General features: G+C 51.8%; 12 protein-coding genes and 1 riboswitch. Of the genes, 3 read left to right on the forward strand and 9 right to left on the reverse strand.

What is annotated here, in order from left to right; genetic code table 11:
- The 6 genes from Q0L39_RS08090 to Q0L39_RS08115 all read right to left on the reverse strand — a co-directional run.
- On the reverse strand, nt 1-678 hold a 678-nt coding region (locus Q0L39_RS08090), incomplete at its 3' end, for a DUF1846 domain-containing protein (RefSeq protein ID WP_296628213.1).
- 485 nt (nt 679-1,163) lie between these two features.
- Nucleotides 1,164-1,892 (reverse strand): MBL fold metallo-hydrolase, encoded by a 729-nt coding sequence (locus Q0L39_RS08095; RefSeq protein WP_366916350.1) that lies wholly within the window; start codon nt 1,890-1,892, stop codon nt 1,164-1,166.
- 209 nt (nt 1,893-2,101) lie between these two features.
- Nucleotides 2,102-2,929, reverse strand: coding sequence for an ATP-binding cassette domain-containing protein (locus Q0L39_RS08100; RefSeq protein WP_296628214.1), 828 nt, complete (start codon nt 2,927-2,929; stop codon nt 2,102-2,104).
- The gene (gene cbiQ, locus Q0L39_RS08105; protein ID WP_296628215.1) at nt 2,926-3,708 is read right to left on the reverse strand and encodes a cobalt ECF transporter T component CbiQ; all 783 of its coding nucleotides are present in this window, start codon (nt 3,706-3,708) and stop codon (nt 2,926-2,928) included. The genes Q0L39_RS08100 and cbiQ overlap by 4 nt, the downstream gene beginning before the upstream one ends.
- 96 nt (nt 3,709-3,804) lie before the next feature.
- Nucleotides 3,805-4,098, reverse strand: a complete 294-nt coding sequence (locus Q0L39_RS08110) for an energy-coupling factor ABC transporter substrate-binding protein (protein WP_296628216.1) — start codon at nt 4,096-4,098, stop codon at nt 3,805-3,807.
- Nucleotides 4,099-4,116: 18 nt separating this feature from the next.
- A complete protein-coding gene (locus Q0L39_RS08115; protein WP_296628218.1) occupies nt 4,117-4,860 on the reverse strand; it encodes an energy-coupling factor ABC transporter permease in 744 nt (247 codons plus the stop codon).
- A gap of 199 nt (nt 4,861-5,059) precedes the next feature.
- Nucleotides 5,060-5,267, reverse strand: a riboswitch (cobalamin riboswitch).
- Nucleotides 5,268-5,451: 184 nt separating this feature from the next.
- On the opposite strand from Q0L39_RS08115, the gene thpR reads away from it, so the two are divergent.
- The 3 genes from thpR to Q0L39_RS08130 all read left to right on the forward strand — a co-directional run bounded on the left by thpR (nt 5,452) and on the right by Q0L39_RS08130 (nt 8,500).
- Nucleotides 5,452-6,003: an RNA 2',3'-cyclic phosphodiesterase gene (gene thpR / locus Q0L39_RS08120; protein WP_296628220.1), complete on the forward strand. Its 552-nt coding sequence runs from the start codon at nt 5,452-5,454 to the stop codon at nt 6,001-6,003.
- Between the two features lie 186 nt (nt 6,004-6,189).
- Nucleotides 6,190-7,266: an L-threonine 3-dehydrogenase gene (gene tdh, locus Q0L39_RS08125; protein ID WP_296628222.1), complete on the forward strand. Its 1,077-nt coding sequence runs from the start codon at nt 6,190-6,192 to the stop codon at nt 7,264-7,266.
- Nucleotides 7,267-7,303: 37 nt separating this feature from the next.
- Nucleotides 7,304-8,500 carry a glycine C-acetyltransferase gene (locus tag Q0L39_RS08130; RefSeq protein WP_296628223.1) on the forward strand — a complete coding sequence of 399 codons (1,197 nt, stop codon included), beginning with the start codon at nt 7,304-7,306 and terminating at the stop codon, nt 8,498-8,500.
- Nucleotides 8,501-8,598: 98 nt separating this feature from the next.
- Here Q0L39_RS08130 and Q0L39_RS08135 read toward each other — a convergent pair whose 3' ends face one another.
- The 3 genes from Q0L39_RS08135 to Q0L39_RS08145 all read right to left on the reverse strand — a co-directional run.
- Nucleotides 8,599-10,476, reverse strand: coding sequence for a DUF5696 domain-containing protein (locus tag Q0L39_RS08135; RefSeq protein ID WP_296628225.1), 1,878 nt, complete (start codon nt 10,474-10,476; stop codon nt 8,599-8,601).
- Nucleotides 10,477-10,611: 135 nt separating this feature from the next.
- Nucleotides 10,612-11,181, reverse strand: coding sequence for a zeta toxin family protein (locus Q0L39_RS08140; protein ID WP_296628227.1), 570 nt, complete (start codon nt 11,179-11,181; stop codon nt 10,612-10,614).
- Between the two features lie 140 nt (nt 11,182-11,321).
- A partial coding sequence (locus Q0L39_RS08145; protein ID WP_296628229.1) for a DUF4367 domain-containing protein occupies nt 11,322-11,970 on the reverse strand: 649 nt, incomplete at its 5' end.

Raw genomic sequence — 11,970 nt, forward strand, 5'->3', positions numbered from 1 at the left:
GGCCTCATATGCCAGATTGACCGGATGGTTGAGCGGCAGATTCCAGATGGGGAAGGTTTCAAACTTGGCGTATCCAGCGTTGATGCCGCGCTTGTGGTCGTGGTACAGCTGGGACAGACAGGTTGCCATCTTGCCGCTGCCAGGACCAGGAGCGGTGACGACGATCAGTCCGCGGCTGGTTTCGATGTAATCATTTTTGCCGTAGCCCTCGTCGCTGACGATCTTGGAGATGTTGGATGGATAACCTTCGATTGGGTAGTGGCGGTATACACGCACGCCCAGTGCTTCCAGACGCTCCTGGAATGCCAGTGCGACAGCCTGACCCTGGAACTGGGTCATGACAACGCTGCCGACGTACAGACCAAAGCTTCGGAAGACGTCGATCAGTCGCAGTACGTCTACATCATAGGTGATGCCCAGGTCGCCGCGAACCTTGTTCTTTTCAATGTCGGACGAGTTGATGGCGATAACCACTTCCACCTGATCCTTCAGCTGCAAAAGCATCCGCAGCTTGCTGTCCGGCTGAAAACCTGGCAAAACACGGGAAGCGTGGTAATCATCATAAAGCTTTCCGCCAAACTCCAGATAAAGTTTCCCGCCAAACTGGGAAATGCGCTGGCGTATGTGCTCCGACTGTGTGTGAAGATATTTGTCATTGTCAAATCCGATTTTTTGCATACTTCCACGCCTCACTTTCAAAAACTGTTGATTGATGATATTGGATATTTAAAACCCAGCTATCAATTATACAGGAAACCGACACCGTTTTCAAGGAAAATGCCTGCTGGCGGCTGACGAAATTCGACCCCGAATTTGGTGTGAAACCGTAAAAATTGCGAAGGAAGTGTTTCACAGCAGCCATCCTAAAAACAAAGCCCTCTTCATGGGGTGAAGAGGGCTTTTTAATGTGATTAGAACTCGAGATTTTTGCATTTGGCAAGGCCAATAATGCTGAAAACGATGGCGGTGATGCTGGCAGCAGCGCCAACGATGCCCAGGATGAAACCGGTGATGGAAAGACCTTTCATAAAGCAATACCTCCTGTAAAAGATAGCATCAATACATGCTTCTATTATAAAGAATAAAGGGATAAAATACAAGGGTTAATTGTTGGGAAAACAGATTTTCCAAAGCTCCATCGGCCTTTTCAAACAGGATACAGCTTAATGGGACTGGCTGGAAGCTTTCTCCTTGTGTTTCATCACCATCTGGTAAAATTTCTGTTCGTAGTATTGATAGCCTTGCTCGCCGATGACAAATGGATTAGGAACGCCGTCCACAATGTTGCGCACGATGGCCAGACGCTGCAAGCCCATATCCAGACAAGGATGGGTGGCGATTTCGGCATACACGTGATATTCGCGGCAGATGCGGCTGAACTTCATCCAGGAGTCGTAGTAATCGTCGACATTGGAGGAGCGCAGGATGCCGGAGCCTCCCCACAGAGCAGCCTGATGCGGACGACCCTCATCGGTGACAGGGATGATGAAGGAGAAGCAGCCTTCGGAATGTCCAGGGGTAAATACTGCCTTGATTTTGGTGTCGCCAAATTCCAGCTCCTCACCGTCGACCAGGAAATGGTCTACCGGCAGGTCAATAGCTTTCCATGGCGCGCTTTCTGGAAAACTTTTGACCAGTTCATAATCAATTTTGGAAAGATAGATTTTTGCCCCGTATTTTTCTTTAAAATAATCGGCTCTGCCGTAGTGGTCGCCGTGGCCATGGGAAATGACGATGGCACACAGCTGATGCAGGTCCAATCCGAGGTCAGCAAAACCCTGTTCGATGATGTCGATGCACCGCTGGTCAGGATTCATGCAGTCGATCAACACCAGTCCCTGCGATGTTTCCAGCACAAAGCAGCCGACGATCTCATCCCCGATAAAGGACAGTTAGTCAAAAAAGCGTGTTGCAGGGCAGACCACCAGGTCCTGTTTGTGAAAGTCTGGGGCTTCTGTTCTTGATTTTCTCCAGCTTTTCATTGATAATACCTCCATGAAAATAATGATCCTAGAATAATCATAACATATAATCATGAGGGAATACCATGTATTTATCTCATTTTTTGTAAAATAATTTACCAATAAAAAATAATTTTCATCTATTTCAGCATTTGTTCCAGCTGCTGGGCAGTGCGAGGATGACAATTTTGAGGGAGAATTCCCGCGCGATGCAGTGTCTGGGAAACCTGGAGCAGCGTCGGCTGTTCGAGATTTGCGGCAGTCAACAGGGGAATATCGGAAAAGATTTCATCGGGAGTGCCGTCGGCAAGAATGTGGGAATTGTTGAGCACCACAACTCTGTCCGCCCATGGATAGATGCGGTCGGCCTCGTGGGTGGAGATCACTACCGTGATGCCGCTGTCCGAGAGGGTGCGCAGAATCTGGTCGATCATCTGTGCATGCGTGGGATCGAGGGCGGAAAACGGTTCATCGAGGATGAGCAGCTCGGGCTGCATCACCAGACTGTCGGCGATGGACACCCGTTTTTTCTGTCCGCCGCTGAGAAAGTGGGTCGGCTTGGAGCGGAAGGGCGTGATGGACAACCGGTCACAGACCTCATCCACACGGGCGCGGATGACCGACTCCTCCAAACCGAGGTTATACAGACCAAAGGAAATCTCGCCTGCCACGCTGGCACAGAACAGTTGATTATCCGGCTCCTGAAAAACGATGCCCACCTTGCGGCGCAGCTCCAGCAGACCCTTGCGGGAGTAATCCACCGGCTGTCCCTCGTACAAAATCTGTCCCTCGGTCGGCTTGTAGACTCCGTTGAGATTTAAAAAGAGGGTGGATTTTCCCGAACCGTTGCTGCCCATGATGGCCAGCCGTTCATGGCGGCGGATAGTCAGGTTGACATGGTCCAGCGCCAGCGTTTGGTCGGGATAGCGGTAGGAGAGGTCCCGAACCTCCATCAAAATATCGTTCAAATCAGAAAACCTCCTTTTAATAAGAGAGAAAGAGCACAACAGAATCCCAGCCAGAGAATACAGAGAATCCATTCCTTGGTGCAGGCAGGGTGGGTTTCCTCCAGCACACGAATCTGCCCGTCGTACAGGCGGCTCTCCATAGCGTCATAGAGCAGCGAGGAGCGCTTGAGCGAACGCACCAGCAGCACCGACAGCATCTGACCCATACAGGAGAGCTTGGAGCGAAAGCTACGGTTTCCCAGCCGGCAGTTCTGCGAGGTCTGGATGGCGTCGGCGATGTCCAGCAGCACAAAGATGGAGCGGTAGATCAACAGCATCAGCTCCAGCAGCAGCCATGGACAGTGCAGCCGGCGCAGCACGGTGAGCAGGTCGGTGATGGGTGTGGTCAGAATCAGAAAATACAGGCAGGAGACGCTGGAAAAAGCGACTGCCATCAGCTGCGCCCAGTGGACAAAGGAGGCGCTGCTGATGCCGAGGTAGCGGGAAAACACAGGGATTGCCAGCAGCTGAGGCGGTGTGTCCGAGAGAACAAACAGAATCGCCACCGAACTCAGCGCCAGAAACACCGCCGGTCCCAACAGCAGACGGAAGTAGCGGGAGGGAGAAAGGCAGGCAAAGCGCAGAGTCGCTGCCATCATTCCCAAAAAGATGAGCAGACAGACCACCGGTTCACGGAAGGTGACACAGACAACCAGCGAGCCGACGCTGAACAGCGATTTGAGGGCGGGACTCTTTTGGCGGATGGGCGAGGAGTAGGCGAGCTTATCAAACAAGATCATGGTTGATAAAAACCTTTCTTAAAACAAGCGGCGGGCGAAGGCGGTTTGCCTTTGCCCGCCGCGGTGGTTCAGGGCAGGATGGGGAGGGAAAGTACCCTAGTCCTTCTTATATTTTTTGCGTGCGACAAGATAACCGAATCCAAAGCAGAGCACACCGGAGCCGAGTGCTGCCTGCAAGCAGAACAGCAGGCTTTCGGTCTCGCCGCCTGGCGGTTCCAGGATGCTCTCGGCCCAGGGCTGATAGTCAGGGTCGATTTGAGCGATGGCCTCCTCAGCAGCGCCGTCAGCGCCGCCAAACTCGGAATCTTTGATCTTCAACAGCGGGAATACCGCAATTACAACGCACGCCAGCAGCAGTGCAACAATGGTCAATTTTACAGATTTTGTCATCGTGGGTTCCTCCGTTCCTTATTGATGTGCGTAGGCAAGTTCGGACAGCTCGCTGGATGCGTAGGATTCCAGTGCCAGCATGACAGCCACCGACAGCAGACCTTCGACAATCGCCAGCGGAATCTGAGTGACAGCGAAGATGCCCATAAAAGTGGTGATCGACGCCATCACACCGCCTTCGGCTGCCGGATGCGCCAGACCCAGCTGCACGCTGGTGACACAATAGGTGAACAGATCGCCCAGACAGGTGGCGAGAAAGACGGATACCGATTTATTTACCTTGCATTTTCTGCACAGACGCCATACGCCGTAGCTGAGGAAAGGTCCGGCAATCGCCATCGAAAAGGTGTTGGCGCCCAGAGTGGTCAAGCCTCCGTGTGCAAGCAGCAGCGCCTGGAACAGCAGAACGATGATGCCGATGACGCTCATCGCAGCTGGGCCAAACAGGACGGCGCCCAGTCCGGTGCCGGTCGGATGAGAGCTGGAGCCGGTGACGCTGGGGATCTTCAGTGCGGATAAAACAAAGGCGTAGGCGCCAGCCATCGCCAGGATGAGCAGCGCTTTGCGGTTTTGAGAGATGGTTTTGCGGATCGAGATCAGTCCTGCCGCCAGAAATGGCAGGCAGACAGCGCCCCAGGCAATCGCGTGTCCCATGGGCAGGTAGCCTTCCATGATGTGCATGGCGCTGGCGCTGGACGGCATGACAAACAGCATCGCCGCCGCAAGGCTGAGAGCAAACAGACGTTTTTCACTTTTCTTCATGGTAAATACCATCCTTTCCGCACCCTGATATGGGTGCAGAACCAAAGCTGGGCAACTTTGGTTCACAAATTTAAAATATGCCGGTGACCGCTGTTTCAGAGCAAAAGAAAAACCTTTTGAGATTTTCTCCCAAAAGGCGCACCAAAACAGGGAACCCCCACCGGATTCCCAATTCTTGCGCCTGCTATCTTCCATAGAAGGAGCAAATCCCTTACAGGGCAGGTCTTCTGGCTTCGGCGTCATCAAAACCGGAGGTCTTCCCACCTGAACAATGCAGGCAGTGACATGATGCGGTTTCTCTTCCGGTACAGCAGTGGAGACTGCGCGGGCTTTTCCCGACTTCCCTATTCTCAGGAGAACATCTGTTTTGCAGGTGATCTCTCTGCACCCTGATAAGGTTAAATTGTGAAGAACAGGCCAATTCGACCTGTTAAGACAAGAGTAGCACAGGGAACGATTCTTTGTCAATCACCTGTAGAGAAAACAAGGAATTATCTGGTCGTTTTTGCTAAAAAGTGGAAAGACTCTTGCCCGAAACTCGGGAAAGATGTATACTGAAAATAGAGAAATCTGTGGAAAGGACTGGGACCCATGAGATTGTTTGTGGCGATTTTGCTCAGCCAAGAAATGACCGATGCGCTGTGTCAAACGATGCAGACGCTGCGCCAGCATACGGTGGCAGGACGATTTTCCCGCAGGGAAAATCTGCATCTGACGCTGGCCTTCATCGGAGAAACCAACCGCGTTGCACAGGCAAAGCAGGCGCTTTCTTCGGTGCAGGCTGATCCTTTTTCGATGCAGCTGGATGGCGTGGGTCGATTCCGGCGCGACAGCGGCGATATCGTCTGGGCAGGTCTGCGCAAAAACAAGTCGCTGGAACAGCTGGCACAGCAGGTCCAGCAGCAGCTCAGGCAGGCTGGTTTTGTGCTTCAGGACCGCTCCTTTGCGGCGCATCTGACGCTGGGCAGGGAAGTGGTGCTGGAGGACGGGTTTGATCTGCGCAGCTTTGGAAAAACAGTCCCTGCTGTTTCCATGCAGGTAAACCGTATCAGCCTGATGAAGTCAGAACGGATTCAGGGCAAGCTGACCTACACCGAAATTGGTTTCGTGGGATTGAATAATGATACGGACAGAAAATCGTAAAATCCTACAAAAACTTTCCGAACGATAATTCCTTACAAAAATTGCTTGAAAAGCAGTGGGAATGGTGCTATCATTGTACATGGAGAGAGTACAACAGTAATATGCTGTACTTCTGATAAAGACAATTATTCTCTTTCCGGCGGACACTCAAGCGGAACGAGAAAAAATAGAAAGGGAGAGATTACCATGAACGACAACAAAATGTGGGCACTCGTAAAAGAAAAGGCAGCTCCTGGTCTTGCCCTCAAAAGAGTAGACATTCCAGAGGTTGGCACAAACGATGTTAAGATCAAGATTCATAAAACTGCTATTTGCGGTACCGATGTACATATTTATCAGTGGAACGAATGGGCTCAGCACACCATCGCTGTTGGTCAGACTGCTGGTCACGAATATGTTGGTGAAATCGTAGAAGTTGGTCCTGGCGTACAGGGCTTCAAAGTCGGCGACATCGTTTCCGGTGAAGGCCACATCACCTGCGGCAAATGCCGTAACTGTCTGGAAGGCCACAAAGAAAACTGCAAAGACGCAAAAGGCGTTGGCGTTAACCGCGACGGCTGCTTTGCAGAGTACCTGGTAATCCCAGCAAGCAACGTATGGCCAACCAAACCAAACATTCCAGAAGAGATGTACGCAATTTTCGATCCATTCGGCAACGCTACCCACACCGCTCTGTCCTACGACATGCTGGGTGAGGACGTTCTGATCACCGGTGCAGGCCCAATCGGCATCATGGCAGCTGCAATCGCTAAATTTGCAGGTGCAAGACACGTTGTTATCACCGACCTCAACGAGTATCGTCTGGATCTGGCTAAGAAACTGGGCGCTACCAGAACCGTTAACCTGACCAAAGAAAAACTGCCGGATGTTATGGCAGAACTTGGCATGAAGGAAGGCTTCGACGTTGGTCTGGAGATGTCCGGTGCAGGATCCGCTCTCAACGACATGATCGAAAACATGAAACACGGCGGTAAGATCGCTCTGCTGGGTCTGCAGAAACCAGGCAACGGCGTTAACTGGGAAACTGTTATCTGGAACGGTCTGAACATCCGCGGTATCTATGGACGTAAAGTTTGGGATACCTGGTACAAGATGACCACCATGCTGGAAGCTGGTCTGGATATTTCCGCAATCATCACCCACAGAATGAACATCAAAGACTACAAGAAAGGCTTTGATGCTATGATTTCCGGTCAGTCCGGTAAAGTAATCCTCAACTGGGAGGACATTGACAAACTGGAACCACAGTCCCAGGATTGCTAATTCAAGAAACTAATTTTTAGAAAGGGTTGATTTAGAAATGGCACGTAAAAACGACATTCTGAGCATTTACACCAAAGAAGTCGAAGATATCAAAGCAGCTGGTCTTTTTAAAGGTGAGCTTCCGCTCGTATCTCCACAGAGCGCAAAGGTAAAACTGGAGGACGGCAGAACTGTTATCAACATGTGTGCTAACAACTACCTGGGTCTGGGCGACAACCAGAGACTGATCGACGCTGCAAAGAAAACCTACGATGAAAGAGGTTACGGTGTTGCTTCCGTACGTTTCATCTGCGGTACACAGGATATCCACAAACAGCTCGAGAAGAAGATCTCTGACTTCCTGGGTACAGATGACACCATCCTGTACTCCTCCTGCTTCGATGCAAACGGCGGTCTGTTCGAGACCATCCTGACAGCTGACGATGCTGTTATCAGCGATGAGCTCAACCATGCTTCCATCATCGACGGCGTACGTCTTTGCAAAGCAAAGAGATTCAGATACAAAAACAACAACATGGAAGACCTCGAAGCTAAACTGAAAGAGGCTGACGAAGCTGGCGCAAGAATCAAACTGATCGCTACCGACGGTGTATTCTCGATGGACGGCATCATCTGCAACCTGAAAGGTGTTTGCGACCTGGCAGATAAATACAACGCTCTGGTTATGGTTGACGACAGCCATGCAGTTGGTTTCGTAGGCAAACATGGTCGTGGTACTGCTGAGCACTGCGGTGTTGAAGGCCGTGTTGATATCATCACCGGTACACTGGGTAAAGCTCTCGGCGGCGCATCCGGCGGTTACACCTCTGGACGCAAAGAGATCATCGACCTTCTCAGACAGAGAAGCCGTCCATACCTGTTCTCCAACTCCCTGGCTCCAGCCATCGCAGGCGCTAGCATCGAGATGTTCAACATGCTCGAGGAAAGCACCGCTCTGCGTGACCATCTGGAAGAAACCACCACTTACTACCGCGATCTGCTGGTTAAAGAAGGTTTCGACATCATCCCTGGCACTCATCCATGCGTACCAGTTATGCTCTATGACGAAGTTACCGCAGCTGAGTTTGCTGAGCGCATGAGAGCAAAAGGCGTTTACGTTGTTGCATTCTCTTATCCAGTAGTTCCAAAGGGCAAAGCAAGAATCCGTACTCAGGTTTGTGCTAGCCACACCAAAGAGGATATCGACTTCATCGTTAAATGCTTCAAAGAAGTTAGAGCAGAGATGGGCCTCTAATCCTCACTTGATACAAACAGCAAAAGCCACCGGTTCTGCCGGTGGCTTTTTTTGCGGATACGAAAAAACAGGGACGGTGTCATACCGTCCCTGTTTTGTTACTGAATATTGTAGCTGTTGGCAGCAAAGTCAACGGTGACAGTGGTGCCGTCGCTGAAGGTGGTTTTCTGCTTCATGCCGGTGTCGTCGAGAAGCTCGTGCTTGAGCATTTCACACTTGGCGACCTTTTCATGCAGACCGGCGACTACTTCACAGCGGCGGATGTTCTCCTGCATCTCCAATGCAGCGGCGTCGCTGAAGGAACCGTCGGTGTTGGCGTAAGCGCCGTCACGGATGAGGTACGGTGCGCCGCCGTTGAGCAGAGCGTACAGCATCAGGTCCTCGGTGTCGCTGAGTTTGTCCATCATCCATGGTTCGATGACACAGTCATGGTAAACAAGATTAAACAGCGGAACCGGAATACCATCCTTTGGTGTGCCTGGCGCCTGCAGCATAAAGTGATACGGTGCATAGTGGCAGAATACCAGACTCTGCATGCTCCAGTCAGAAACCTCCTCCGAGCTGGAGAGGATGCCCTTGGAGAGCAGCCAGTCAAAGCAGTTCTTGCGGTACTGATAGCACTCTCGGCGGGTCATGCGGTGCAGTGGATTTGCACACTCGTCGCCTTCGTTGCAGGTGAACACATCCAGATAGGTGCCGTCCAGCTGGATGCCATGGGAGAGAATCTCGGTGAAGTTTCTGCGCACATAGTACGGTGCCTGTGTACCGCACAGATAGGTCTGAGGACCGCCTGCCCATCTGGCGTGCTGCGGATAGGTGCCGTCCGGCAGCATGGTAGCAAAGGCAGGATCGAAGGTCGGCGCATCCAGATAGTAGTCGCGGTACTGGTCATGGATGCCGAACATGAATCCCAGACGGTGCATGGTGTCGACCAGCGACTTCATGCCTTCCCAGCCGCCCGCTTCGATGCAGGCCGGCAGATAGTCGGGATGGTGGTTGTCGTAGCCTGGTTCTGCCCAGCCATCCAGATGCAGGTACATCTTTCGGACACCGAGCTGATAGAGGTTTTCGACCTCCTTTTCTCTGGCAGCAAAGGTAGTGAGGACGTTGTTTTTCTCGGGATTTTCCGGATCATAAAAGTCGGACTTTGGATTGACATGGGTTTTGATGCCGCAATGGACAAAGGAGCAGCCGATCAGATCGTTGACCGAAGGAACGCGGGCAGCTTTTTCCTCCAGCGAGGTGAACAGACCGTGTTCCTTGACGTAGTTGCGGTAGACCTTGCACAGGTCATTGTAATCGCAGTCAGCAAGGAAGGTGTATTCCAGGCAGCGGCGATAATCCATTTTGCCAAGGCTCGGTTCCCACCAGCAGCCCACATGGGTGTATGGTCCACCCGCTGGATGCTCCGCATAGACGCCGCCGTTCCATGGAGTCGAAGCGATGGCGATATAGCCTGCGCGGTGTTTGACCTGACCAAACCACGGCATATAGCCGCCGGAGGTGAGGAACTGACCGTTGAAGGAAAGCTTGCCAAGCTCAACCGGCCAGTTGTTTGGAACAAGCAGTCCCTGACCGTGGTTGAGCAGGGTGTAATTCTCTTTGGAAGCTTCCTCAAATTCCATATAGCCTGGCCATCTCACCTGCTGAATGGAAAGGTCCTTTTCGCAGATAGGAATCCATTCAAAGTGGACGGTGCCGTTGACCTCCTCCACCCAGACAAGGGTGTCGAAGGCGTAGGAATCGGATTTGCCCAGATAGTTGCGGTAGGTGGAGTGGATGCCCTTGCCGACGCCGCAGCAAAACTCGGTGTGACGGATTTCCTGCCAGCGGGTGAAAGGCACGACGCCTATTTCGGTCTGCATACAGGGGCAATAGTTATCGCTCCATCGCCATGTTTTTCCATTTGCTTCGATTTGATATTGCAGTGTAGTTTCGTCCAGAGTCAGGACGATTTCTCCCACAGATACTTTCATTTCAAATTCCCTCCTGCTGTCGTTTGATGAAAGGTCAGCATCTTCCCGTATCCTTTCAGATTGTTTATATTATAACAGATGATGGCAGCGGACTCAATGTAAAACCGCAAATTTATCAATAGAAGCAGGCAGTTTTTAGGTTCGGAAACAGTGGGTGCAGCATTCCGGCACCTGACATTGCTCAAAGTAGCGCTCCTCCAGCGGAATCCAGCGTTCACGAAAGGCGGCGACGGCAGACTCGCCGTTTCGATTTCGGATGCGCTCCAACTGAACCTGCGGGTCGACGGTGAGGAAGATGCGCAGTGTGTAATCATTGCGCAGAGCAGGATGGCAGGCGTAGGAGCCTTCGATAACAGTGACCGGCTTGGCAGGCAGCTCGATTGCAGGACCGAAATCCATACGGTGACAGTCGAAGGGACGGTAGGAGAGCGGCTGCATCTGCGTCAGAGGGAGCAGCACCTCCTGAAGAAAGCGCTCGTGGTCGATGTTGCCGCCTGGCTGTGCGTATCGCTGAGGACTGCGCTGATGAGGCTGCAAAAAGAAGTGGTCCATGTGGACAACATTGCATCCGATAGCTTGTTGGAGCAGCGCTGCAAGTGTTGTTTTGCCGGAGGCGCACCGTCCGTCGATGGCAATCAGAACCGGCTGTTGCTGGGGCAGGAGGGCGTCTATCTCCTGAAGGATCGTTTGTACGATCGTTTGCATGTGAAATCATCCTTTCCGAAAGGTTCATTCCCTTTATTTTAGCGCAAAACAACGCAAAACGCCAGCGTCAATCGCTGGCGTTTTGTGTGAAAGATTAGAAACCAGATATACAAATAAAAACAGGATGTACAAAAATAGGTTTAATAGAGGCTTTCGGCCATTTTTATAATTTCTCTTTTTGTGATGGGGCCGCTGATAAGGTGGATGTAGCTGCCATCCTGCCAGATCAGCGAGGTGTGTCCCTTGAGGTCTCCTCGATACTTGGTGTAAAGGTAAGCTTTGTAGCCGTCGACCGAAACGGATTCCACCATACAGTCCTCGGTATCCAGCGAGAGGAAGGTATTGAAATCCATGCAGGAGTAGGAAAGAACATATTCGGTTTTTTCGCTCTCGTAGATGATCGCACCGTAGCCGGTGTGGATCGAGGAGGTCGTCTCCTCAAAGCCGGCGGGAATGTAGGTGGGTTCGCGGAAATCATCCGGCATCAGCGACGGAGCATCCTCCGGTATCTGTCCGAACATGTCCTCCACATGAAACTGGGTGGACAGCTCGTGGGAACGAACGATAAAGTTGACCACATTGATCTTTACCGCGTCCACCGAGAAAAACAGAGCGGTAAAGCTGGCCATGGCAACCACCACAAAGGCGGCAGCAACTTTTAGAATCTTTTTGCACTGCTTTGCAGATTCTGCAAAGCGGCGTTTGCGTTTGGCATCGGAAAAAACCTGCTGCATCCGGCGATCAAGCACGTGCAGATCCGGCGCAGGGATGTCCGCAAGGGATGTGTCG

Origin of the sequence: uncultured Negativibacillus sp. (genome assembly GCF_944388365.1) — a bacterium.
GTDB lineage: Bacteria > Bacillota > Clostridia > Oscillospirales > Ruminococcaceae > Negativibacillus.